The following is a 24,356-nucleotide window of genomic DNA, read 5'->3' as shown; positions in this document are numbered from 1 at the left end:
GCAAAGATAGCCCCAAAGTGAAATCTACCCAGTATGACACACGTATCAAGTTAGCACTAAAGTTGACCTGCTCGCTTTCTTACTCGCTGGCGTAATTACCAATCAAATAAATTTTTAATCCAGTTACCGATACCTTTTTCGCACTCTCTCTTGATATGACCATCAGAATCCCAAACAGGTAACTTGAAGTTGGCTGAACAATCGGCTTTTAGCGCGCCTTGAGAAGTTTTGTCGTAACCAAGTGTTGTCATACCTTTTGGCCAAGGAAGCACGAGTTTTTCCGGAATGCGATGCTTGAGATACTCCGCGTAAACTCTAAGAGCACCGCTGGCTCCGGTAAGGTTAGTCGGCTTGTTATCGTCTCGGCCAACCCAAACTGTTGCCACCTCTCGCCCGTCAATACCCACAAACCAACTATCGCGCGTATCGTTACTCGTTCCTGTTTTTCCTGCCAATGCCGCCCATGGGAATTGGCTATTAAGGTATCTCCCAGTGCCTTCCAGTACACCTTTTTTCATTGCATAGGTTGTTAACCAAGCTGCTTGTTGGGTGACCGCTTGAGAGACACTTGGAATCGATTCGTAAAGTACATTGCCATCAAGATCGAGTACAGATCTCAGTGCTGACAATTGTGCTTTTCTGCCTGAATTAGACAAGGTTTGATACATCTGAGCGACTTGAATAGGTGTTAACGTAAACGAGCCTAGGAACATCGATGGAACCGGACGAATTTCTTGCTTATCCACACCCAGCTTCTCAAACGTTTTCACCACATTGTCGATGCCCAATTTCATTCCAAGTTCGACGGTTGGTACGTTCAGTGAACGTGCGAGCGCGAGATATAAAGGCACATCCCCACGATATTTACGGTCGAAATTACGCGGCGTCCAAAGGCTTCCTTTGCTGCCTTTCAGAGTTAGCGGTTCATCATGTAATGTCGTGGCCAGAGAATATTTATCGGGATCTTGTAGTGCAGTTAAGTATACCGCTGGTTTAGCAAGTGAGCCTATTTGTCTGCTGGCATTAAGAGCACGGTTAAACCCTTCATATCCCGTTCTTTTCCCGCCAACCATGGCACGAATTTCACCACTATTTCTATCAACAATCACACCAGCCGCTTCTAAGTTTTTTCCCCCTCGTTTGGCAAGCCTTGGCACTACTTTCCCAACTGCTTTTTCCAGATCATGTTGAGATACAGGGTCCAATGAAGTGAAAACTCGAACCCCAGATTCCGCCTTAAATCGATTGCCTACTTTCTCGCGCAGCTCTAGTTTTAGTTGCTGAAAATAAGCTGGCTGACGGCTGGCAATTCTTGGGTTCTTCTGAATATCCAGCGGGCGATTGACCGCTGACTCATACTGACGAACCGATAGGATATTTTGTTCCATCATCAGGCGGAGTACTAAGTCGCGGCGAGTCCTCGCTCGCTCAGGAAAACGAATCGGGTTGTAGTAGGAAGGCCCTTTAACCATACCGACTAACAGCGCTAACTGATCGATACGCAGCTCTTGAATAGGCTGACCAAAATAATAACGCGATGCCAGCGCGAAACCATGTATCGCTTCAGCACCGCTTTGTCCAAGGTACACTTCATTAAGGTAGGCTTGAAGAATGCGATCTTTGCTATAGCGATAATCTAAGATAAGCGCGATATAAGCTTCTCTTAGTTTTCGCCATAAAGTGCGCTTGCTAGACAAAAATAGATTCTTCGCCAGCTGCTGAGTCAAAGTACTACCACCTTGAACAGTGTGTCCAGCTTTGATATTCGCTAGCATTGCTCTAGCGATAGCAAGTGGTGCAATTCCGTCATGCTTGTAGAAGTTTCGGTCTTCTGTGACTAACAAAGCGTCAACCAATACTTCTGGATATTGCGCCCGACGAAGGAATAAACGCTGTTCATCGGTATCTTTTTCAAGCATTCCCATCATTTTCGGATCTAAACGCAGGTAACCCAAATCACCGACTTGGTCTAACGATTTGATTTTCGTTATACCATTCGAATCAAAGTAGAGCATGACATGTCTTTCAGGCTCAGGGCCATCTGAAAACTCGAATGGACGACGGATAAGCTCTATTTTCGTTGAAGAAGAAGAATACTCCCCCGGGTAGCGTGGATGCCTAACTTTTCGATAATTGAGAACGTTGAGCTCGTTACGTAGCTCTTGGATAGTAATTTGATCACCGGGTGTTAAATAGAGTATGCGGGCATAAACCACAGTCGGAAGAGCAAACAGTTGTCCTTCAAATTTTTGTTTTACCAAGCTATCTAGGTAGACACCAGCAAAAACGATGACAACGATCGCAGCCAGAGACACCTTCCAACCAATACTCCAAAACCTTTTCAATAAACCTTTCTTTGGCTTCGACGGTTTATTCGGTTTCTTTTTCGTTGTTTTTTTACGTGAGCGAGTTTGTTTCACTTCCTTGTCCGCCTTAGAGGCCACTTTTTTTGCCATTATTTTAACTGTCGTTTGGTTTTAGTTGTCGCAACGTGTTGAGCAGGGTTATCAGGCCAAATATGTTTCGGATAGCGTCCTTTCATCTCTTTTTGTACATCTTTGTATGCACCACTCCAAAAGCCCGCTAGGTCTTGCGTAACTTGTAGCGGCCGCTGAGCTGGGGAAAGTAATTCTAAAACAAGCGTTTTGCGTCCTTGAGCAATAGTCGGTGATTGTTGTTCACCAAACATCTCTTGCATTCTCACTGATAAAATTGGCTCAGATCCCTGCTGATAACGAATTTTCTTTGAATTACCCGTTGGCAAGGTATAGCGAGCAGGCACCCATTCATTAATATGCTGATTTAAAGGCCATCCTAAACGAGCAAGTAAAGCTTGTTCCAGTGATACAGCTTTAAGTTGTTGTAAACTAGTGACACCAGTCAAATAAGGCTCAAGCCACAAGTGTAACTCGTCGAGTAAGTGTGCGTCCTCCATCAGAGGCCACTCTTGTTCAGGTAGCCACTCTGCAGCGCAACGTATTCTTTGCAACAACTGCACAGCTTCTTCAGACCAATTTAAAACTGACAGCCCTTGCTGACGAACGTAGTTGAGTAACGCGTTTAAACTTTGCTCTTGAGAAGGTTGTTTCAGCTCCTTGCGTCGTACCACAACCTTACCAACCGATAAATGCTCTTCAGCAACAAGCTTGCCTTTCGCAGTGCTAAGCTCCATTACTTCAGAACGGCTCGCTATATCTGGGAAGTTATTAAGTAATTGACTGATATCTAGTTCAGCGGCCAAAAATATCTGGCTTGATTCAGAGCTGGAACGCATTAAATCTACTACGACCAAATAGTCTTTGGCAGCCAAAGGTGAATCTTCATTCACAGTAGCTCCATGACCGCTAGATAGAATAAAACTCCCTAATCGCCCCGCTCGCTTTTGCGCAATTCTATCGGGGAAAGCAAGACTTAACGCGATAGCAACTTGGGACTGATCGATCCCGCTTTTAACAAACCTTTCCCCCAACCTCTGAGCAAGCTGGCTGGCTCTCTTGGTTACAGAGCTAGAAAAGCGTTTATCTCTACCAGTCTCATACAAATGAAGAGCATACATGACATCATTAGTATTTTTCGGTGGCTCTTCAACGATTGCAGCAGCAAGCAAAGCGCTTTGAAGCAAAGCATTAGAATAAGACTTGGATTTAACTAACATGGCAGCTAAACGAGGCTCCACACCCAATGAATAAGCTTGTTGCCCTAAGCTAGTAAGCTGATAGTTTTCGTCTATCAGATTTAAGGAAATCAACAACGCTCTAGCCTGATTGAGCGCACTGTTAGGTGGAGTATCCAGCCACTTTAACGTCGAAAGGTCAGTCACTCCCCACTGAGCAAGTTCCATAGCCAAGTTAGATAAATCTGAGCGCAACACTTCAGCCCTAGGCACCGCTGGCTGTTGCAACAATTGACTTTCACTGTACAAGCGGATGCAAGTTCCCGGCTCCGTTCGTCCTGCTCGCCCTGCTCTTTGCTTCGCTGAAGACTGGGCGATTTTCACCTGCTCTAATTTCGTAACACCCGTTTTTAAATCAAACGTTGCCGCACGCTCCAAACCTGAATCAATAACCACTCGAATGCCTTCGATAGTTAGAGAGGTTTCCGCAACGTTAGTCGCCAATACAATTTTACGGCCGCCATTTGTCACAGGTGCAATGGCTTTTTGCTGTTCACTGAGGCTAAGTTGACCATAAAGCGGCCTGACTTCTACGCCTTCGGGTAAATTATCTAATCTTTCAAGCAGAGCTTTGATTAGGCCGATACCCGGAAGAAAAACAAGAATAGACCCACTCTCAACATCAATTGCATGTTTAATTTGCCCAGTAAGAAGGTTCACTAGATTTTCGTTCGCTTTAGGGGCTCGGTATTGGACATCAACGGGAAACGCCCGCCCTTGAGAACTAATATACCTCGCACTAGGAAGCAAAGCTTGCAACGCAACATCGTCTAATGTTGCTGACATCACAACAATTTTTAGGTCATCACGCAGCTCTTGTTGGATATCCAAACTAAGTGCTAAAGCGGTGTCAGCGTGAATGCTTCTCTCGTGGTATTCATCAAAAATCAGCATGCCAACCCCTTCAAGGGTAGGATCAGATTGAAGCATCCTAGTCAGTACGCCTTCGGTAACAATTTCAAGTTTGGTTTTGTCACTCACTCGACTATCGCCCCGAACACGATAACCTATTCTCTCCCCTACTTCCTCGTTGAGCTTATCTGCTAAGAAATGAGCAATAGAACGCGCCGCCAACCGTCGCGGCTCCAACATAACAATCTTTCCATCAATTTTATTTTGCTGAACCAAAGTAAAGGGAAAATGGGTTGACTTACCAGCCCCCGGTGCCGCTTTCAAGATCACTTGATTAGCATCCGAAATGGCAGATAACAGTTCAGGGATGACAGATTCAATAGGGAGTTGTGACAATGTTTGAGCCTTGTGATTAAATGAATGAATTGTACATAAATTCCATCGAAAAATGCACTTTGATCCTCCTCTTAAGAAAGCAATCTTAGAAAAGCGCTATAAGCGCTTTTTAGCCGATATTACCTTACCAGATGGCAGCACTCGAACGATACATTGTGCAAACACTGGCGCAATGACTGGCTGTGCTGACCCAGGCAACCCTGTGTGGTACTCAACGTCCGACAACCCAAAGAGAAAATACCCCAACAGTTGGGAACTGACTGAAACACAAGCGGGCCATCGAATATGCATCAATACCGCTCGCGCAAATCAGTTAGCTGTCGAAGCGATTAAAAATAACGTTATTGAAGAACTTAGAGGCTATACTCAAATTCGAACTGAAGTGAAATATGGTGATGAGAATAGTCGTATCGATGTTTTACTTCAGTCGGAAGATCGGCCAAAGTGCTATATTGAAGTTAAGAGTGTCACTCTTTTGGGTGATGTAAATAGTGGGCAGGGCTACTTCCCAGATGCGGTTACTTTAAGAGGTCAGAAGCATCTGAGAGAGCTCACAAAAATGGCAAACAATGGATATAGAGCTGTACTTTTATTCACAGTTTTGCATTCAGGCATTGAAAAAGTCTCTGCCGCACACCATATAGACGCCAGCTATTCAGAATTATTGAATCGAGCACATGAACAAGGCGTGGAAATCTTGTGCTATAAAGCGCAACTTTCTGATTCCGAAATGAAGCTGGTCCATAGTGTTGATTTTGTCACTAACTAAAGAAAAGTGTCGCTTTCTTCACAATGACAATAAGTTTACGTTTTAGGAATTGCCTCTATAACCTCTTTTTGTTATAGATACCCGCCTTAAATTAGCTGCTTATACGCAGTTGACTAGGTGTTAGTAGGAGATGCTGTATGCCAGAATCAAAGAAAAAAGCGCTAGGCATCCTAGCCATAGCAGGTGTTGAGCCATACAAGGAAACGGCAGGTGAAGAGTACATGTCACCTGAGCAAATGGCTCATTTTACAAAGATCTTAGAAGCTTGGCGTAACCAGCTCAGAGAAGAAGTTGACCGTACTGTTCACCATATGCAGGACGAAGCTGCGAACTTCCCAGATCCCGTTGATAGAGCTTCTCAAGAAGAGGAATTCAGCTTAGAACTACGCAATCGCGATCGTGAACGTCGTCTAATCAAGAAAATTGAAAAAACACTAAACAAGATCGAAGAAGATGATTTCGGCTTCTGCGAATCATGTGGTGTTGAAATTGGCATCCGCCGTCTTGAGGCTCGTCCAACTGCTGATCTTTGCATAGACTGCAAAACGTTAGCAGAAATAAAAGAAAAGCAGCTACAAGGCTAAATATACTTTTTAAGTATTATATTTTAAGGGGGCTTACGCTCCCTTTTTGCTTTGCAATCTCCGTGAGAAAAATATGAGTTATATTGGCCGCTTTGCGCCTTCTCCTTCAGGCCCTCTTCACCTTGGCTCTTTAGTCGCCGCTCTTGGCAGCTATTTTCAAGCTAAATCGAATGACGGCAAATGGCTGGTTCGAATCGAAGATCTTGACCCACCCAGAGAAATACCCGGTGCAGATAGCCTGATTTTAAAAGCTCTTGAAGCTTTTGGCTTGCAGTGGGATGGGAGTGTGATGTATCAAAGTAAGCGCCATGACGCGTACCAAGCTCAAATAGATACATGGTTAAAGAGTGGTCAAGCATATTATTGCCAATGCACTCGCAAACAAATTAAAGCATCTGGCGGCTATTATCTAGGAACATGCCGCGATAAGCAGATAAAAGACAGCAAAGACTGCTCCGTGAGATTGCAAGTTACCCACTATGTCGAGTCATTTTCTGACCTAAAACATGGAGAAATCACCATTCCAGCACCTTTGGTCAACGAAGACTTCATAATCAAGCGTCGTGATGGCTTGTTTGCCTATAACTTGGCAGTGGTAATGGACGATATAGAGCAAGGAATAACCGAAATAGTCCGTGGCGCAGATTTAATTGAACCCACTGGCAGACAAATAAGTTTGTATAAGACACTCAACCAAGAACCGGTCAGTTACTTGCACTTACCGCTCGTTATAGATAGTTCGGGTAATAAGCTATCAAAACAAAATCATGCCAAAGCCATTAATACAACAGAACCAAAAGCAGACTTGATCAATGCAATGCAGATATTAGGCTTTAAACTAAACAATGATTTACAAGAAGCAAGTATCGAAGAGTTAATCACTTGGGGCTGTAAACAATGGGGCTTGAAACAGCTGCCTAAATCGATCGAAGTCACATCGTGATTCTCAAATGACTTCGTGTAAGTTATTATTAGCCAAATTTTGGCCTGAATTGTCGCCTAGCGTCACTTGAGCTAGCTCAACTAACAACTTTAGAGCACATGAACAGAAACGACTACACCTCATATGAGTCTAATGCGTATCCAGATCTTGCGTTAAACATCATCACCCGCCAAGAGCATAATATTTCACGTAAACAAATCAGTGATAATGCTTTAAAAGTGCTATACCGCCTTGTAGGGGCTGGTTTTAACGCATACCTTGTTGGCGGCGGCGTACGAGATTTACTACTAGGCCAAATCCCAAAGGATTTCGATATCGCGACCAATGCGACGCCTGAGCAAATTAAGCAGCTATTCCGCAATTGCCGATTGATTGGCCGACGTTTTCGTCTTGCTCACATAATGTTTGGCAGAGACATCATAGAAGTAGCAACGTTTCGTGGACATCACCAGACACCAGCTAAAAACGTTTCTGCTCAGTCGAAAGAAGGCATGTTATTGAGAGATAATGTGTACGGCACAATTGATGAAGACGCAGAGCGCAGAGACTTCACCATCAACGCTATGTATTACAGCATCAGTGACTACAATATACACGACTATGCTGGTGGCAATGAAGATCTCGAAGACAGACTCATTCGACTGATTGGCGATCCGGAAACACGTTATCGCGAAGATCCGGTTCGGATGTTGCGAGCCATCCGCTTTGCCTGCAAACTCGATTTTGATATCGAAGAAGATACAGCGGAGCCTATCGAGCGACTTGCACCACTGCTGCAAGACATTCCGTCTGCTCGTTTATATGAAGAGTCACTGAAACTGCTTCAGTCTGGTAATGGCCTAGAAACCTACCACCTGATGAGAGAATATAACTTATTCCAGCAACTCTTCCCTTTGCTTGCTGAACACTTTACTGAAGATTACAGCTCTCATACCGAGCAGATGCTCGATATTGTCCTTGATTCTACCGACTTAAGAATCGAAGAAGGCAAACGTATCAATCCTGCATTCATGTTCGCAGCCATGCTTTGGTACCCAATGGTGTCCCTAGCTGAAAAACTGGTTGAAGAGCGTAAGTTGTCTTACTATGATGCGGTAATGGAAGCGAGTAATATCGTTATAGACCAGCAAGTTAAAACTATTTCCATACCAAGAAGACACACGGCAACAATCCGTGAGATTTGGCAGCTTCAGCTTCGTTTACCAAGAAGAAATGGTAAACGTGCATCTCGCTTAATGGAGCTAAATAAATTTAGAGCCGGATACGACTTCTTGGAAATGCGCGGCGAAATCGAAGGCGGTGAAATCGAAGAGCTTGCCAACTGGTGGGAAACCTTCCAGAATGCGAGCCGCGAGAAGAAACAAGAAATGGTTACGGAAATGGGTGGAAGCAGTAAACCAAGCTACCGCCGCCGTAAAACATACCGCAATAAGAAAAAAAGTAAGTCAGCAGAATGATCACATCGTATATCGCGATAGGGAGCAATCTGGCTGATCCTGTTGCTCAAGCAACACAAGCAATTGAAGCACTAAAACGATTACCTAGATCAGTGTTTGTAAAGGCCTCAATGTTGTACAGTAGCACACCAATGGGTCCTCAAGATCAACCTGATTACATCAATGCTGTTGTCGAAATCGCAACAGAGTTAAATCCGCTCGATCTCCTCGATCAAACACAAAAGATTGAGAATGAACACGGGCGAGTCCGAAAGAGTGAGAGATGGGGCCCAAGAACCCTCGATCTCGACATAATTCTTTATGGCGATCAAAAGGTGAATTCGGAGCGTTTAACCATACCGCACTATGGAATGAAGGAGCGAGAATTTGTGCTCTATCCGCTTGCAGAAATAGCCCCAGATCTGACACTCCCTGACGGGACGCCTCTACAAAAGCTACTCACTGAAGTAGAGCGCAACGGACTCACGACATGGCAACAATAGCCAGCTCCTTGTAAGGAAAAATAATGAAAAAAGTTACAATCAACGATCTTGTTAAGTGGAAACAAGAAGGTCGTAAATTTGCGACGTCAACGGCTTATGACGCAAGTTTTGCCCAGTTATTTGAAAGCCAAGGTGTTCCTCTTCTTTTAGTTGGAGACTCCTTAGGAATGGTACTACAAGGCCACTCTGATACTTTGCCTGTAACCATCGACGATATCGCTTACCATACTCGCTGTGTTCGAGCTGGTAGCCCAAACACTCTTCTTTTGGCTGATATGCCTTTTATGAGTTTTTCGACGGTAGAACAAGCTTGCGACAATGCTGCCAAACTGATGCGTGCTGGCGCTAACATGGTCAAAGTTGAAGGTGGTTCTTGGCTCGTAGATACAGTAAAAGCGCTGACTCAAAGAGCAGTTCCAGTTTGTGCTCACCTTGGTTTAACCCCTCAATCAGTCAATATCTTTGGTGGCTTTAAAGTTCAAGGCCGCGAAGAAGAGAAAGCTGAGCAGATGGTTAAAGAAGCCCTAGAGCTACAAAAAGCTGGCGCTCAACTACTTGTTCTTGAGTGTATTCCTTCTAAATTAGCGGCTCGTATCAGTGAAACGTTAGATATTCCGGTGATTGGTATTGGTGCTGGTAATGGCACTGACGGACAGATTCTCGTTATGCACGATATGTTTGGCATTTCAGCTAACTACATGCCAAAATTCTCCAAAAACTTCCTCGCTGAGACCGGCGATATGCGCAGTGCTGTAAAACTTTATCTCGAAGAAGTAGAAAGCTCTGCATTCCCGGGTGAAGCTCATACCATCGCTTAGAGGATTGAATTATGCAAACTTTTACTGATATCTCCTCTCTTAGAGAGCAGATAAAACAGTACAAACGTGAAGGACGCACCATTGGCTTTGTACCGACGATGGGTAACCTTCATGAAGGCCATATGACGCTAATGCGTGAAGCGCGTAAGCACGCCGATATTGTCGTTGTCAGTATTTTTGTAAATCCAATGCAATTTGACAGAGCAGAAGATCTAAACAACTATCCGAGAACTCTTGAGGATGACTCACAGAAGTTGATCGCAGAGGCTGTCGAAGTTCTGTTTACTCCGACACCGGAGATCATGTATCCAAAAGGCTTGGATAAGCAAACATCGGTAGAAGTACCAGAGGTTTCAACCATTCTTGAAGGTGCTTCACGACCGGGGCATTTTCGCGGCGTAGCGACGGTTGTAAACAAGCTATTCAATATTGTTCAGCCAGATATTGCCTGCTTTGGTGAAAAAGATTTCCAGCAGCTCGCTGTATTAAAGCAGATGACTGAAGACTTAGCCCTTGATATTAAGGTTATTGGCGTCCCAACTGTACGCGAAATGGATGGACTCGCGATGAGTTCTCGAAACAACCTGCTTACCATTGACGAGCGTCAACGCGCACCAGTGCTAGCACGTACTATGCGTTGGATCAGCAGCAGTATTCGTGGTGGACGGGATGACTATGCGTCTGTTGTCGAAGACGCGAGCGATCAGTTGAGAGCAGCTGGCCTGCAGCCTGATGAAATCTACATTCGTGATGCAAACACTTTGCAAGCTATTACATCCGAGTCTGAGCAAGCTGTAATCTTAGTGTCTGCATTCTTGGGTCAAGCACGTTTGATAGACAATCAAGTAGTTGAACTGCAAAGCGAAAGCAAAGAAGATTCAGACGAAGTACCGTCTACTACAGAAAGCTCTGAATAAACCATATATGGTTAGAAAAAAGGTCGACTCAAAGTCGACCTTTTTTGCTTTCAGTTGAGGATTAAGTACGTAGACCTACTCCTTTTTTTACTAGTTGGTGGGCAACCGCATACAACACCACAACAAATACAAGCAGCATACCGAATGAGGTGCCAATTCCTACATCGGACACACCTAAAAAGCCATATCGAAATGCGTTTACCATGTAAACGATTGGGTTAAATTTGGATACGGTTTGCCAAAACTCTGGCAGCAAGCTTATTGAGTAAAATACGCCACCTAAGTAAGTTAAAGGCGTTAAGATGAACGTAGGTACGATAGATACATCATCAAAGGTCTTGGCAAACACTCCATTAATCAATCCACCAAGTGCAAAGACTATCGAGGTGAGAAAAACCGTCGCTATAATGACGCCCCAGTGATGTACTTGTAGTTTAACGAAAAATAGCGATACACATGTCACTATCGTTCCGACTAAAAGCCCTCTCGCAACACCACCCATTACAAAGCCCCAAATGATGACATAATTAGGCACAGGAGCGACCAGCAACTCTTCGATACTCTTATTGAATTTGGAACCAAAAAACGAAGAGGATACATTGGAATACGAGTTAGTAATAACCGACATCATGATAAGGCCGGGAACAATGTACTGCATGTAGCTAAAGCCATTCATTTGGCCGATTCGAGAGCCAATCAAGTTACCAAAAATCACAAAGTACAAACTCATGGTAATCGCAGGTGGAACTAATGTTTGCCCCCATATTCTCATGAATCGATGTACTTCTTTGCCTAGTAAACTACAAAATGCAGTCCAGTAAATCTTATACATTGCTAGGCAACCTCACTCTTTTGTTTAACGATATCAACAAACAACTCTTCTAGACGATTCGCCTTGTTTCTCATAGACAGCACTTTAATGTCCAGCTGACTAAGTTGGGAAAATATGTGATTTAAGCCTTCCGATTTCTCTACTTCTATCTCTAGAGATCCTGATGCAAACTGCTGAGAATTCACACCATCAAGTTGGTGTTCAAAGGCTTGAACATCCAAATCCAGAATAAATGTTTCCACATGCAGCTTGCTGAGCAACGATTTCATCGTCGTGTTTTCAATCAGTTCACCTCTATTGATGATACCGATATTGCGGCACAGCATTTCTGCTTCTTCCAAGTAGTGAGTAGTTAAAATTATTGTGATCCCTTGCTCTTGGTTGATCCGCTGTAAAAACTCCCACATGGAGCGGCGAAGCTCGATATCCACTCCGGCCGTTGGCTCATCCAAAATAAGAAGCTTCGGTTCATGCATTAATGCTCTAGCAATCATTAACCTTCGCTTCATACCACCAGACAAATGCCTTGCCCGCTCTTTTCGTTTTTCCCATAAATCGAGCTGAGTAAGATATTTTTTAGCGCGCTCTTTCGCGAGGTTTTTCTCGATACCATAGTAACCCGCTTGTTGAATTACTATCTGTTCCACAGTTTCAAATGGATTGAAATTGAACTCTTGTGGAACCAAACCTAGATTATGTTTCGCGCGCTCTAGGTCCTTATCAATATCGTATCCAAAGACTTTTACTCCTCCGGATGTTTTATTCACTAAAGAAGAGATGATACCAATCGTTGTGGATTTGCCCGCTCCGTTTGGCCCCAACAGGGCATAAAAGTCCCCTTTTTCAACGGTCAAACTGATGCCTTTCAAGGCTTTAAAACCACCTTCATAGACTTTAATCAGCTGATGAATTTCTAATGCATGCATGTTATTCATATTCACAATTATGATTCGCGCTACAAATGCTACATCACCTAGCTTCCGCACAAAATAGTTATTTATATAATTATACTCAAGTCACCTGCAGATGCTTGATCCAGCAAGATAGGTTATTCGAGCTAAGTATATAACCCTATTAAGTGTATGATTTTTGTACACACATCTGATGAGCTAGTAGATAAACAAATTTTGCAAGCCTCAATTAATCAGATTGTGTATAGTGTTGCAAATTCGTGAGGAAAAGTGACATGCCAGAAATAAAGAAGCTGTTTGACAATAACTCTGAATGGTCAAACTCCATTAAATCTGAACGCCCTGAATTTTTTACAAAGTTAGCAGAAGGCCAAAGCCCAGACTTCCTTTGGATTGGATGTTCAGACAGCCGCGTTCCAGCTGAGCGACTAACGGGATTATATTCTGGAGAACTTTTTGTACACCGAAATGTTGCAAACCAAGTTATCCATACCGATCTGAATTGCCTTTCGGTTGTTCAATATGCCGTAGATGTTTTGAAAGTTAAGCATATTATTGTCTGCGGTCACTACGGCTGTGGCGGCGTGAAAGCATCGATAGACAACCCGAAGCTAGGTTTAATCAATAACTGGTTACTGCACATTAGAGATTTGTTCCTGAAACACAAACCTAAATTAGAGCAATTCCCAGAAGAAAAGTGGGCAGACAAGCTTTGTGAAATAAACGTAGCAGAGCAGGTTTACAACTTAGGCAACTCAACAATCATGCAGAATGCGTGGGACCGAGGCCAAGAAGTGGAAATCCACGGGGTCATTTACGGTATTGGCGATGGAAAACTTGAAGACTTAGGTGTTCGCTGTGCAAACGCTGAATCACTCAGTAATTCTTATCAAGTTGCTATGGAAAAAATTCTCAACCCTTAGTGAGAATCCGTAGCCTTAAAAACATAATAGCCTGCTTCAAAGCAGGCTATTTTTTTGAGTGTTATTCTTGAGGAACAACTTTTCCGATATACGGTAAGTGGCGGTATTTCTGAGCATAGTCGATGCCAACACCAACAACAAACTCATCTGGAATTTCAAATCCGACCCACTTCACGTCAACATCCACTTCACGTCGAATTGGTTTATCAAGTAAAGTACAGATCTCAACAGAGTTAGGCTCGCGTAGTGTAAGGATCTCTTTCACTTTGTTTAGCGTGTTGCCCGTATCAATGATGTCTTCCACCAACAATACATCTTTACCTTTAATGTCATCATCCAAGTCTTTCAAGATTCGAACGTCTCGTGAGCTTTCCATCGTATTGCCATAACTAGACGCAGTCATGAAATCTACTTGATGGGTAACTTCAATAGCACGAGCTAAATCTGCCATGAAGACAAATGAACCACGCAATAAGCCTACAAGTACCAAATCTTCGCTGTCTCTATAGCGCTCAGTAATGGCCTTACCTAGCTCTCGAACTCTTTTCTGAACATCTTGTTCAGAGATCATAACTTCAACTGTATGTTTCATAGCATTTCTTCAATTGATGAATGGCCATTACTAGGGCGTATTGACCTATTAGCCATAAAAATGTGCGGCGTATTCTACCACTCCAACTAGTGATAGTTAAATTAATTTAGTCGAATCACTTAAGGCACGCTAGGTAGCTAACACTAGGTGAACTCATTAACTCGCATAAGTTTGTACAATATCGAGATAACACATTGACCTATAAGATATGCACCATTACACTCATAGAGCAATATGTAAGTAATATAATAATTAATAGGGCATCAATAGCCCATATAACAACTCAATTGGCAAGGAAAATAACCTATGGATTCTATTACTAAGAGACCGCGTACGCGCTTGTCGCCGCAAAAACGCAAACTTCAATTGATGGAAATTGCTTTAGAGGTTTTTGCTCGAAGAGGTATTGGCCGCGGTGGACATGCAGACATTGCCGAGATCGCTCAAGTATCGGTGGCAACTGTATTTAATTACTTCCCTACTCGGGAAGACTTGGTTGACGATGTTCTTACTCATGTCGTCCGCCAATTTTCAAACTTCCTTTCTGACAACATTGATTTAGACCTCCACATCAAAGATAACTTAACCAACATTAATAATGAGATGGTGAAACTCGTCATTAATGACTGTCACTGGTTAAAGGTTTGGTTTGAATGGAGTGCTTCTACTAGAGATGAAGTTTGGCCACTATTTATGACCACTAACCGAACCGATCAATTGTTAGTACAAAACATGTTTAACAATGCGATTGAGCGCGGTGAAATAAGTAACCATCATAACCCAGAGCATCTAGCAACGATGTTCCACGGCGTGTTCTACTCTTTATTTGTTCAAGCCAATAGGCTGCAAGACGAACAAGAGACGAGCAAATTAATTGATAGTTATTTAAGTATTATGTGTATCTATAAATAACCCAGAGTCGACAAAGTCTAGTGCTGGTTACTCCTTAACCTATTAGCCATCCACTAGATTTTTCGATTCCAATAAAAAACCGCTGTTTAACAGCGGTTTTTTTAATGCGTATTGATAAAGAACTCTCGTTACTTTTTCTTCTTCGCTTTTGCATTTGGAAGGTCAGTGATCGTACCTTCAAACACTTCTGAAGCAAGACCAACAGACTCATGCAATGTTGGGTGAGCGTGGATAGTAAGAGCGATATCTTCTGCGTCACAACCCATCTCGATAGCAAGGCCGATTTCGCCTAGTAGTTCACCACCGTTAGTACCAACGATTGCACCACCAATAACACGATGAGTATCTTTATCAAAGATAAGCTTAGTCATACCGTCTGCACAGTCAGAAGCGATTGCACGACCAGAAGCAGCCCATGGGAATGTCGCTGTTTCGTAGTTGATGCCTTCTTCTTTTGCTTCTTTCTCTGTTTTACCAACCCATGCAACTTCTGGCTCAGTGTAAGCAATAGAAGGAATAACTTTCGGGTCAAAGTAATGCTTCTTACCAGCAATAACTTCTGCAGCAACGTGGCCTTCATGCACACCTTTGTGAGCAAGCATTGGTTGGCCAACGATATCGCCGATTGCGAAGATATGAGGAACGTTGGTACGCATTTGCTTATCAACATTGATGAAGCCACGCTCGTCCACTTCTAGGCCTGCTTTTTCAGCGTCTAGTAGTTTGCCGTTTGGCACACGTCCGATAGCAACAAGAACTGCATCATAACGCTCAGCTTCAGCTGGCGCTTTCTTACCTTCCATTGAAACGTAGATACCGTCTTCTTTCGCTTCAACTGCTGTAACTTTCGTTTCCAGCATTAGGTTGAATTTCTTCTTAATGCGTTTTGTAAAGACTTTAACCACGTCTTTATCTGCAGCAGGGATGACTTGGTCGAACATCTCAACTACGTCAATCTGAGAACCTAGTGAGTGGTAAACTGTACCCATTTCTAGACCGATGATACCACCGCCCATGATAAGCAGCTTCTTCGGTACTTCTTTTAGTTCAAGCGCATCAGTCGAATCCCAAATACGTGGGTCTTCATGCGGGATAAACGGAAGCTCGATTGGGCGAGAACCAGCAGCAACGATAACATTGTCGAAGTTTACAACAGTCTTACCGTCTTCACCTTCTACTTCAATAGTGTTCGCGCCAGTAAATTTACCCAAGCCGTTCACTACGTTGACTTTACGCATCTTAGCCATTCCGCTTAGACCACCAGTCAATTGAGTAATAACTTTTTCTTTCCACAAACGGATCTTATCGATGTCTGTTTGGGGCTCGCCAAACACAACGCCGTGCTCTGCTAGTGCTTTAGCTTCTTCAATAACTTTAGAAACGTGTAGTAGGGCTTTAGATGGAATACAACCTACGTTGAGACAAACACCGCCAAGAGTGTTGTAACGTTCAATAATTACAGTATCCAGACCTAAATCTGCACAACGAAACGCAGCAGAGTAACCAGCAGGACCGGCACCAAGTACTACAACCTGGGCTTTAATTTCTTTGCTCATTTTGACCTCTTGTAGTCATTATCCCTAACAGGCTAAGGTGGGTGACTTGATATATTTATAATCAGTTTGTTTTCAAACCATTTTTAGACCGCAACAGTCTACAGAGATGTAAATGGTGTGAAAAGTAAATCCATTTAGCCTGTGAGCTAGACAACAATTCAATTACGAATAACTAATGTTTTAGTGTCTTATCGAGCTGTTCGCTCAATCAGCAGAGGCGACCTTTCAGCCGCCCCTTATTCAACTTATAAAACTAGGCGACGGATATCGCTTAGACAACCATTCAGGTGAGTAATGAAACGTGCACCTTCTGCGCCATCAATCACACGGTGATCGTAAGACAGAGATAGTGGAAGCTGTAGGCGCGGCTCAAACTCTTTACCGTTCCATACAGGTTTCATTTCAGACTTAGACACACCTAGGATGCCCACTTCTGGCGCATTTACGATTGGCGTGAATGCAGTACCGCCGATACCACCTAAGCTAGAGATAGTGAAACAGCCACCTTGCATGTCAGCAGCAGTTAGCTTACCAGCACGCGCTTTCTTAGATACCGCCATTAGCTCTTCAGATAACTCGTAGATGCCTTTCTTGTTTACATCTTTGAATACTGGAACAACTAGACCGTTTGGAGTATCAACTGCAATACCGATGTTTACGTATTTCTTCAGAATTAGGCTTTCACCATCTTCAGATAGAGAAGAGTTAAACGCTGGGAATGCTTCTAGTGCTTTCGCTGCCGCTTTCATGATGAATACAAGCGGAGTGATCTTGATACCAGAATCTTTCTTCGCTTCAATCGCGTTTTGCTCTTTACGGAATTGCTCAACTTCAGTGATGTCTGCGTTGTCCCACTGAGTAACGTGAGGGATCATCACCCAGTTACGGTGTAGGTTAGCGCCAGAAATCTTCTTAATACGAGATAGTGGCTTAAGCTCAGTTTCACCAAACTTGCTGAAGTCCACTTTTGGCCATGGAAGAAGACCAAGAGCTGCACCGTCGCCTTTACCAGACGCAGCTGCGCCAGACTCTAGACGTTTAAGTGCTTCTTTCACGTAGTTTTGTACGTCTTCTTTCAGGATACGGCTCTTACGACCTGTACCTTTAACTTTCGCAAGGTTAACGCCAAACTCACGAGCTAAACGACGAACGACTGGAGACGCGTGTGCGTACTCGTTGTTTTCTTGGAAGTCACCAGCAGCTGGTGCACTCGCTGCTGGAGCTGGTGCTTTCGCTGGAGCCGCTGCTGGAGCGCTTGCAGCTGGAGCTGCCGCTGGCGCAGCGCCTGCCACTTCAAAGACCATAATTAATGAGCCAGTCGATACTTTATCGCCCGCTGCTACTTTGATCTCTTTTACAGTACCTGCAAATGGTGCTGGTACTTCCATTGATGCTTTGTCGCCTTCAACAGTGATCAGAGATTGCTCTTCTTCGATGCTGTCACCAACTGCAACCATGATTTCAGTAACTTCTACTTCATCACCACCGATATCTGGAACATTTACTTCTTTAGCTGCTGAAGCAACTGGAGCGGCTGCCGCTGGAGCTTCTACTGCTGGAGCAGCACCTGTACCACCCACTTCGAAGATCATGATAAGAGAGCCAGTTGATACTTTATCGCCTGCTGCTACTTTGATCTCTTTTAGAGTACCTGCAAATGGTGCTGGTACTTCCATCGATGCTTTGTCGCCTTCAACAGTGATCAGAGATTGCTCTTCTTCGATGCTGTCGCCAACTGCAACCATGATTTCAGTCACTTCAACTTCATCGCCACCGATATCTGGTACGTGAACTTCTTTAAGCTCAGATGCCGCTGCTGGAGCAGGTGCAGCCGCTGGAGCTGCTTCTGCAGCAGGAGCTGGCGCTGCCGCCGCTCCTTCTGCTTCGAATACCATGATTAAAGAACCAGTAGAGACTTTGTCACCTTCTGCAATTTTGATTTCTTTAACCACACCCGCTTGAGGAGCAGGTACTTCCATTGAAGCTTTGTCACCTTCTACAGTGATTAGTGACTGTTCTTCTTCAACCTTGTCACCAACGCTGACAAGAATCTCAGTAACTTCAACTTCATCCGCACCGATATCTGGCACATTAATTTCGATTGACATTGACTTTTCCTATTTCTAAATCAAGCGCTTACGCGTAAAGTGGGTTTGTTTTTTCAGTATCGATATCGAACTTCTTAATTGCTTCTGCAATTACAGATTTCTCAACATCGCCACGTTTCGCTAGCTCTGTAAGCGCTGCTACAACAACATAACCTGCATTCACTTCGAAGTGACGACGTAGGTTCTCACGGCTGTCAGAACGACCAAAGCCATCAGTACCAAGCACTTTGTATGATTCAGCAGGGATGAAGGCACGTACTTGTTCTGCGTAGTTCTTCATGTAGTCTGTCGCTGCAATAGCTGGTTCGTTACCCATTACTTGAGCAATGTATGGGATTTGCTGTTCTGCTTCTGGGTGAAGCATGTTGAAGCGTTCTGCCGCTTGACCGTCACGAGTTACTTCGTTGAATGAAGTCACTGAGAATACGTCAGAAGCAACGCCATAGTCTTCACTTAGAATTTGTGCTGCTTTACGAACTTCGTTCATGATAGTGCCCGAGCTCATAAGCTGAACTTTACCTTTCTTACCTGCGTGTGATTCAAGCTTGTAGATACCTTTACGGATACCTCCTTCAGAACCTTCAGGCATTGCTGGCATAGCGTAGTTTTCATTCATTAGCGTTAGGTAGTAGAACACGTTTTCTGCGTTCTCACCGTACATACGGCGAATACCATCTTGCATGATAACTGCAACTTCGTAAGCAAACGTTGGGTCATATGAGATACAGTTTGGAACCGTACCAGCCATAACGTGAGAGTGACCATCTTCGTGCTGTAGGCCTTCACCGTTAAGTGTTGTACGACCTGCTGTTGCACCTAGTAGGAAACCACGAGCTTGTTGGTCACCAGCCATCCACGCCATATCACCCACACGTTGGAAACCAAACATTGAGTAGTAGATGTAGAATGGGATCATCGGAAGATCGTTAGTGCTGTATGAAGTTGCTGCTGCAACCCATGAAGACATCGCACCTAGCTCGTTGATTCCTTCTTGAAGAACTTGACCTGAAGTTGCTTCTTTGTAGTAAGAAACGACACCGCGATCTTCTGGCGTATATTCTTGACCATGTGGGTTGTAGATACCGATTTGACGGAATAAGCCTTCCATACCAAAAGTACGTGCTTCGTCAGCAATGATAGGAACAACGTTTTTACCAATGTTCTTGTTCTTAAGTAGAACGTTCAATGTACGAACAAACGACATTGTTGTTGAGATATCACGCTTTTGTTCTTCTAGTAGAGGCTTAAACTCTTCTAATTCTGGTGTTACAAACTCACCAGTAAAGTTTTTCAAACGCTGTGGCGTATAACCTTTCAGGTCTTTACGACGAGCATGTAGGTATTCGTACTCTTTTGAACCTTCTTCAAGTTTCAAGTAAGGCAGCTCTTTAACCGCGTCATCAGTTAAGATGTCTTGTAGGCCTAGACGGTCACGTAAGTGAAGAACGTGTGTCATATCCATTTTCTTAACTTGGTGCGCAATGTTTTTACCTTCAGCCGCATCACCCATGCCGTAACCTTTAACGGTTTTCGCAAGGATTACAGTTGGACGACCTTTAGTGTCTTGTGCGTTTTTGAATGCTGCGTATAGCTTAGAAGACTCATGACCACCACGCTTAAGAGCGAAGATTTCGTCATCTGTCATGTCAGCAACTAGTGCCGCAGTCTCTGGGTATTTGCCAAAGAAGTGTTCACGAACATATGCGCCATCTTTAGACTTAAACGTCTGGTAGTCGCCATCGATAGTTTCGTTCATTAACTGAAGAAGCTTACCAGTTGTGTCTTTAGCTAGTAGAGAGTCCCAGTTGTTACCCCAGATAACTTTTACTACGTTCCAGCCAGCACCTTTGAATAGGCCTTCTAGCTCTTGGATGATCTTGCCGTTACCCATAACTGGGCCATCAAGACGCTGTAGGTTACAGTTGATTAGGAAGCATAGGTTGTCTAGCTTTTCACGTGCAGCGAAAGAAATTGCACCACGTGATTCTGGCTCATCCATCTCACCATCACCTAGGAACGCATATACGCGTTGGTCAGTTGTATCTTTCATACCACGACCGTCTAGGTACTTAAGGAAACGTGCTTGGTAAATAGCAGAAATTGGACCTAGACCCATAGATACTGTTGGGAACTGCCAGAATTCAGGCATCAGTTTAGGGTGTGGGTATGAAGGAATACCTTTGCCATCAACTTCTTGACGGAAGTTATCTAGCTGCTCTTCAGTCAAACGACCTTCAACAAATGCGCGAGAGTAGATACCTGGAGAGATATGACCTTGATAGTAAACCAAATCACCACCGTCCTTCTCGTTTGGAGCACGGAAGAAGTGGTTGAAACATGTTTCGTAGAACGCAGCTGAAGATTGGAAAGACGCCATGTGTCCGCCTAGCTCTAAGTCTTTCTTAGAAGCACGTAGAACAATCATGATTGCGTTCCAGCGAATGATAGAACGAATACGACGCTCAAGAGTTGTATCACCTGGGTAAGCAGGCTCTTGATCTGCAGGAATCGTGTTGATGTAGTTGGTAGTGATACCAGTAGGCATATCAACACCATCTAAACGTGCTTTATCTAGTACTTGCTCTAACAAGTACTGAGCACGCTCAACACCTTCTTCGCGTACAACTGACTCGAGAGCCTCGAGCCATTCTTGGGTTTCAAGTGAGTCTACGTCATGCTTCATATCAGACATGGAGAACTATCCTTCTGTTGGTTGGATCTACTTTAAACAAGTAATTGGTCGAATTTTACGACTCATCACTGCGTTGAATTCGTCGTAAAGACCGCTCTCTACGCGACTCTTCTCGAGTCAAATCCAACAATGTTTCTTCTATATAAGCTAAATGTGAATGAGACATTTCACGCGCCTTTTCAGGCTGACCAGAAACAATAGCGTCCACAATGTTAGCTCTGTGTTTACTGACTTTTTCAACGACTTCTTCACGACGATGAAGTAGTTTTAAATTTTGTAATACGTTTTGCTCGAGAAGAGGCAATAAGCTGCGAACGATATGAAGCAACACCACGTTGTGAGCAGCTTCAGTCAATGTCACTAGAAAGTGCATGACTGCAGCAGCTTCTGCTTCTACGTCTTGCTTATTTTCTGCTTCAGAAATGCTTTCTAAGCAATTTTGAATACGAGCAAAGTCTTCATCGGTACCTCGCAGGGCGGCGAAATAGGCGGCAATACCTTCCATCGCATGACGAGATTCCAATAAATCCAATTGAGTTTCAGAATGGCTGGCGAGTAAGTTAAGCAGTGGATCGGAGAACCCTTTCCAAATGCCATCATTGACAAACGTTCCCCCGCCTTGTCGGCGTGTGAGTAAGCGTTTGGCTTCCAGACGTTGAATGGCCTCACGGATAGAAGGTCGAGAAACGTCAAATTGCTTAGCAAGTTCACGCTCTGGTGGCAGTTGCTCACCCGGAGAAAGTGTACCTTCAACAATTAAGCGTTCTATCTCTTGTTCTATAACGTCAGAGAGCTTCGGCTGACGAATCCTTTGATAAGCCATATTAATTATTCTTCTACTCTTAAAGGCAATTGGTAATACCAATTTTTAATGACGAAGAAATTAACATAACCAAATCGCAAATTCCAGATAAATATTGACCAATATCAAGGAATGCGTCCGAACCGAACCATTTGTTAACAAGTAGATACAAACAGGGAAAGCTAAATGGTATTACCAATTACACAATTAATAAATCCAAAGCAAATGTTAAAAGAAGGTATATATGAAGTGGAGTGCATTCTATTGTATTGAAATGCAAAAATGAAATGATATTTTTGTGACGTTTTTGTACTCGGTTTAGACATGGTTTCTTAAACAAAAACCATGTCTTTTTGCATGCCAAGTACAGTTCGGCTACAGCTAATTCGCCTCGATATGATCAATCATCAATTGCAATGATTGGTTGCCACGAAATTCATTGATATCCAACTTATATACAGCCCTCACGCTTTTCGTAGCGTGATCTGGCCATCGACGTAAGTCGATATTAAATGCGATTCCGTCCAAAGTGATATTGGTAGAGTGTCCTTTGTATAAAGGCTCAAGTATCAGTTTTAGGTGCTTCTCACCCACCAGCTTCTGATGTAAAACTTTAAACTCACCATCAAATAGCGGCTCTGGAAAAGCCTGTCCCCATGGACCTGATGAACGAAGTAGCTCAGCTGTGTGCATCGAGTACTCTTCCGGCTTTAACTCACCATCGGTAAGCACTACGCCTTTTAACGCTGCTTCATCAATCTCATCGCGGACTATTTGATCGAAAAGTTTCGAAAATTGCTCTAGATCATTTTCCTTTATAGATAACCCAGCCGCCATTGCATGTCCACCAAACTTTAGGATAAGGCCCGGATTTTGGGTATCAAGACGATCCAATGCATCACGCATATGGAAACCAACAATCGACCGGCAAGATCCTTTTAATACTCCTTCACCACCATCAGCAAAAGCAATCACAGGGCGATGGAATTGCTCTTTAATTCGTGATGCAAGAATACCTATCACTCCTTGGTGCCAATCTCCTTGAAAAAGCACTAACCCAGAAGGCAGTTTGGTGTCCTGACTCAATTGCAATCTTTCACAAAAGGCCATTGCTTCTTGCTTCATGCCATCCTCGATCTCTTTTCGAGTTTGGTTTAAGCCGTCTAATTCACACGCCATTCTTCGCGCAGCGTGAATGTTGTTGCTCATGAGAAGCTCAACACCGAAGGACATATCGTCCAGCCTACCTGCAGCATTGATTCTCGGGCCTAATGCAAAGCCAAAATCAGCAGCAACTAACCGCTTAGCGTCTCGCTTGGCAACTTCGATCAGTGCTTGAATACCGGGGCGCCCTTTTCCTGCCCGAATACGTTGCAAGCCTTGGTGAACAAGAATGCGGTTGTTTTCATCCAATGGCACAACATCCGCTACTGTCCCTAAAGCGACTAAATCCACCAGCTCCATCAGCTTTGGCTCAGGCATATTTTGTTGTGTAAACCACCCGCGCTGACGCATTGATACACACAGCGCCATCATCAAGTAGAACACAACACCCACGCCCGCTAGCGATTTAGAAGGGAACTCGCACTCATGTAGGTTTGGATTCACCATAGCATCTGCATTCGGCAGTGTTGCACCTGGTAAGTGATGGTCGGTAACCACAACCATTAAGCCATTTTCTTTAGCGTACTTCACACCTTCAATGGAAGAGACACCATTGTCGACGGTCATGATTAAGTCAGCCCGCATATCCATGGCTTGATCAACGACTTCAGGGCTTAGGCCATAGCCATCTTCAAATCGGTTTGGCACCAAATAATCGACATTATGGCTGCCCAACATTCTAAGCGCTAATACCGATAATGCCGAACTCGTCGCTCCATCAGCATCAAAATCACCCACCACGATAATGCGCTTATTGGTTTTTATCGCCTCGAACAACAATTCAACAGCTCGCTCAATACCCGAAAGCCGTTGGTAAGAATGTAATGACTTCGCTGATGTTTTAAGCTGACTTTCCGAAGTTATGCCACGGTTTATATAAATTCGTTTTAAGAGAGGTGGAAAACTATCTGGGAGTTGGGATAAATCTGGATCGGGTCTACGCTGAATTTCTATCATTATGATCGTTAAGTAG

The 24,356-nt window shown here is 43.8% G+C and carries 19 protein-coding genes; 9 read left to right on the top strand and 10 right to left on the bottom strand.

Features of this window, described 5'->3' with window-relative positions; all coding sequences use genetic code 11:
- Nucleotides 1-95: 95 nt before the first annotated feature.
- Nucleotides 96-2,456, bottom strand: a complete 2,361-nt coding sequence (gene mrcB / locus L7A31_RS07775) for a penicillin-binding protein 1B (RefSeq protein ID WP_237360949.1) — start codon at nucleotides 2,454-2,456, stop codon at nucleotides 96-98.
- A complete protein-coding gene (gene hrpB / locus L7A31_RS07770; protein WP_237360948.1) occupies nucleotides 2,456-4,921 on the bottom strand; it encodes an ATP-dependent helicase HrpB in 2,466 nt (821 codons plus the stop codon). Before hrpB ends, mrcB begins: the two co-directional genes overlap by 1 nt.
- Nucleotides 4,922-4,973: 52 nt before the next feature.
- On the opposite strand from hrpB, the gene sfsA reads away from it, so the two are divergent.
- The 7 genes from sfsA to panC all read left to right on the top strand — a co-directional run bounded on the left by sfsA (nucleotide 4,974) and on the right by panC (nucleotide 10,891).
- Nucleotides 4,974-5,690, top strand: coding sequence for a DNA/RNA nuclease SfsA (gene sfsA / locus L7A31_RS07765; RefSeq protein ID WP_237360947.1), 717 nt, complete (start codon nucleotides 4,974-4,976; stop codon nucleotides 5,688-5,690).
- Nucleotides 5,691-5,827: 137 nt separating this feature from the next.
- Nucleotides 5,828-6,274, top strand: a complete 447-nt coding sequence (dksA, locus tag L7A31_RS07760; protein ID WP_237360946.1) for an RNA polymerase-binding protein DksA — start codon at nucleotides 5,828-5,830, stop codon at nucleotides 6,272-6,274.
- 73 nt (nucleotides 6,275-6,347) lie between these two features.
- Nucleotides 6,348-7,217: a tRNA glutamyl-Q(34) synthetase GluQRS gene (gene gluQRS / locus L7A31_RS07755; RefSeq protein WP_237360945.1), complete on the top strand. Its 870-nt coding sequence runs from the start codon at nucleotides 6,348-6,350 to the stop codon at nucleotides 7,215-7,217.
- Nucleotides 7,218-7,315: 98 nt separating this feature from the next.
- A complete protein-coding gene (gene pcnB, locus L7A31_RS07750; protein WP_237360944.1) occupies nucleotides 7,316-8,674 on the top strand; it encodes a polynucleotide adenylyltransferase PcnB in 1,359 nt (452 codons plus the stop codon).
- Entirely contained in the window at nucleotides 8,671-9,156 is a 486-nt protein-coding gene (gene folK / locus L7A31_RS07745) for a 2-amino-4-hydroxy-6-hydroxymethyldihydropteridine diphosphokinase (RefSeq protein ID WP_237360943.1), read from the top strand. Before pcnB ends, folK begins: the two co-directional genes overlap by 4 nt.
- Before the next feature lie 23 nt (nucleotides 9,157-9,179).
- Nucleotides 9,180-9,974 (top strand): 3-methyl-2-oxobutanoate hydroxymethyltransferase, encoded by a 795-nt coding sequence (gene panB / locus L7A31_RS07740; protein WP_237360942.1) that lies wholly within the window; start codon nucleotides 9,180-9,182, stop codon nucleotides 9,972-9,974.
- Nucleotides 9,975-9,985: 11 nt separating this feature from the next.
- Complete coding sequence (gene panC / locus L7A31_RS07735) at nucleotides 9,986-10,891, top strand: pantoate--beta-alanine ligase (protein ID WP_237360941.1); 906 nt, start codon at nucleotides 9,986-9,988, stop codon at nucleotides 10,889-10,891.
- Nucleotides 10,892-10,952: 61 nt separating this feature from the next.
- On the opposite strand, the gene L7A31_RS07730 is transcribed toward panC, so the two are convergent.
- Both L7A31_RS07730 and L7A31_RS07725 read right to left on the bottom strand, forming a co-directional pair.
- Nucleotides 10,953-11,723 (bottom strand): ABC transporter permease, encoded by a 771-nt coding sequence (locus L7A31_RS07730; protein WP_237360940.1) that lies wholly within the window; start codon nucleotides 11,721-11,723, stop codon nucleotides 10,953-10,955.
- Nucleotides 11,724-11,725: 2 nt separating this feature from the next.
- Entirely contained in the window at nucleotides 11,726-12,649 is a 924-nt protein-coding gene (locus L7A31_RS07725; protein WP_237363530.1) for an ABC transporter ATP-binding protein, read from the bottom strand.
- A gap of 260 nt (nucleotides 12,650-12,909) precedes the next feature.
- On the opposite strand from L7A31_RS07725, the gene can reads away from it, so the two are divergent.
- Complete coding sequence (can, locus tag L7A31_RS07720) at nucleotides 12,910-13,557, top strand: carbonate dehydratase (RefSeq protein WP_237360939.1); 648 nt, start codon at nucleotides 12,910-12,912, stop codon at nucleotides 13,555-13,557.
- Between the two features lie 61 nt (nucleotides 13,558-13,618).
- Here can and hpt read toward each other — a convergent pair whose 3' ends face one another.
- Nucleotides 13,619-14,149 carry a hypoxanthine phosphoribosyltransferase gene (hpt, locus tag L7A31_RS07715; RefSeq protein ID WP_237360938.1) on the bottom strand — a complete coding sequence of 177 codons (531 nt, stop codon included), beginning with the start codon at nucleotides 14,147-14,149 and terminating at the stop codon, nucleotides 13,619-13,621.
- A gap of 306 nt (nucleotides 14,150-14,455) precedes the next feature.
- Between hpt and L7A31_RS07710 the strand changes: the two genes are divergently transcribed.
- Nucleotides 14,456-15,061, top strand: coding sequence for a LuxR/HapR/OpaR family quorum-sensing transcriptional regulator (locus L7A31_RS07710; RefSeq protein WP_237360937.1), 606 nt, complete (start codon nucleotides 14,456-14,458; stop codon nucleotides 15,059-15,061).
- A 128-nt stretch (nucleotides 15,062-15,189) separates the two neighbouring features.
- On the opposite strand, the gene lpdA is transcribed toward L7A31_RS07710, so the two are convergent.
- The 5 genes from lpdA to recJ all read right to left on the bottom strand — a co-directional run bounded on the left by lpdA (nucleotide 15,190) and on the right by recJ (nucleotide 24,340).
- Entirely contained in the window at nucleotides 15,190-16,617 is a 1,428-nt protein-coding gene (gene lpdA, locus L7A31_RS07705) for a dihydrolipoyl dehydrogenase (RefSeq protein WP_237360936.1), read from the bottom strand.
- Between the two features lie 245 nt (nucleotides 16,618-16,862).
- The gene (gene aceF / locus L7A31_RS07700) at nucleotides 16,863-18,725 is read right to left on the bottom strand and encodes a pyruvate dehydrogenase complex dihydrolipoyllysine-residue acetyltransferase (RefSeq protein WP_237360935.1); all 1,863 of its coding nucleotides are present in this window, start codon (nucleotides 18,723-18,725) and stop codon (nucleotides 16,863-16,865) included.
- Nucleotides 18,726-18,753: 28 nt separating this feature from the next.
- Complete coding sequence (gene aceE, locus L7A31_RS07695) at nucleotides 18,754-21,417, bottom strand: pyruvate dehydrogenase (acetyl-transferring), homodimeric type (protein WP_237360934.1); 2,664 nt, start codon at nucleotides 21,415-21,417, stop codon at nucleotides 18,754-18,756.
- Between the two features lie 55 nt (nucleotides 21,418-21,472).
- The gene (gene pdhR, locus L7A31_RS07690) at nucleotides 21,473-22,240 is read right to left on the bottom strand and encodes a pyruvate dehydrogenase complex transcriptional repressor PdhR (RefSeq protein ID WP_237360933.1); all 768 of its coding nucleotides are present in this window, start codon (nucleotides 22,238-22,240) and stop codon (nucleotides 21,473-21,475) included.
- Between the two features lie 360 nt (nucleotides 22,241-22,600).
- Nucleotides 22,601-24,340: a single-stranded-DNA-specific exonuclease RecJ gene (gene recJ, locus L7A31_RS07685; protein WP_237360932.1), complete on the bottom strand. Its 1,740-nt coding sequence runs from the start codon at nucleotides 24,338-24,340 to the stop codon at nucleotides 22,601-22,603.
- Nucleotides 24,341-24,356: the final 16 nt, after the last annotated feature.

It is taken from the genome of Vibrio marisflavi CECT 7928, from assembly GCF_921294215.1.
GTDB classification, from domain to species: domain Bacteria; phylum Pseudomonadota; class Gammaproteobacteria; order Enterobacterales; family Vibrionaceae; genus Vibrio; species Vibrio marisflavi.
Note: the sequence above shows the minus strand (reverse complement) of the source record. Positions and strands in the feature narration are given on the sequence as shown.

What these genes read in the sequence shown, in the direction of transcription:
- mrcB (WP_237360949.1), bottom strand. Translation starts at nt 2,456, where the DNA reads ATGGCAAAAAAAGTGGCCTCTAAGGCGGACAAGGAAGTGAAACAAACT.
- sfsA (WP_237360947.1), top strand. Translation starts at nt 4,974, where the DNA reads ATGCACTTTGATCCTCCTCTTAAGAAAGCAATCTTAGAAAAGCGCTAT.
- dksA (WP_237360946.1), top strand. Translation starts at nt 5,828, where the DNA reads ATGCCAGAATCAAAGAAAAAAGCGCTAGGCATCCTAGCCATAGCAGGT.
- gluQRS (WP_237360945.1), top strand. Translation starts at nt 6,348, where the DNA reads ATGAGTTATATTGGCCGCTTTGCGCCTTCTCCTTCAGGCCCTCTTCAC.
- pcnB (WP_237360944.1), top strand. Translation starts at nt 7,316, where the DNA reads ATGAACAGAAACGACTACACCTCATATGAGTCTAATGCGTATCCAGAT.
- folK (WP_237360943.1), top strand. Translation starts at nt 8,671, where the DNA reads ATGATCACATCGTATATCGCGATAGGGAGCAATCTGGCTGATCCTGTT.
- panB (WP_237360942.1), top strand. Translation starts at nt 9,180, where the DNA reads ATGAAAAAAGTTACAATCAACGATCTTGTTAAGTGGAAACAAGAAGGT.
- panC (WP_237360941.1), top strand. Translation starts at nt 9,986, where the DNA reads ATGCAAACTTTTACTGATATCTCCTCTCTTAGAGAGCAGATAAAACAG.
- L7A31_RS07730 (WP_237360940.1), bottom strand. Translation starts at nt 11,723, where the DNA reads ATGTATAAGATTTACTGGACTGCATTTTGTAGTTTACTAGGCAAAGAA.
- L7A31_RS07725 (WP_237363530.1), bottom strand. Translation starts at nt 12,649, where the DNA reads ATGCATGCATTAGAAATTCATCAGCTGATTAAAGTCTATGAAGGTGGT.
- can (WP_237360939.1), top strand. Translation starts at nt 12,910, where the DNA reads ATGCCAGAAATAAAGAAGCTGTTTGACAATAACTCTGAATGGTCAAAC.
- hpt (WP_237360938.1), bottom strand. Translation starts at nt 14,149, where the DNA reads ATGAAACATACAGTTGAAGTTATGATCTCTGAACAAGATGTTCAGAAA.
- L7A31_RS07710 (WP_237360937.1), top strand. Translation starts at nt 14,456, where the DNA reads ATGGATTCTATTACTAAGAGACCGCGTACGCGCTTGTCGCCGCAAAAA.
- lpdA (WP_237360936.1), bottom strand. Translation starts at nt 16,617, where the DNA reads ATGAGCAAAGAAATTAAAGCCCAGGTTGTAGTACTTGGTGCCGGTCCT.
- aceF (WP_237360935.1), bottom strand. Translation starts at nt 18,725, where the DNA reads ATGTCAATCGAAATTAATGTGCCAGATATCGGTGCGGATGAAGTTGAA.
- aceE (WP_237360934.1), bottom strand. Translation starts at nt 21,417, where the DNA reads ATGTCTGATATGAAGCATGACGTAGACTCACTTGAAACCCAAGAATGG.
- pdhR (WP_237360933.1), bottom strand. Translation starts at nt 22,240, where the DNA reads ATGGCTTATCAAAGGATTCGTCAGCCGAAGCTCTCTGACGTTATAGAA.
- recJ (WP_237360932.1), bottom strand. Translation starts at nt 24,340, where the DNA reads ATGATAGAAATTCAGCGTAGACCCGATCCAGATTTATCCCAACTCCCA.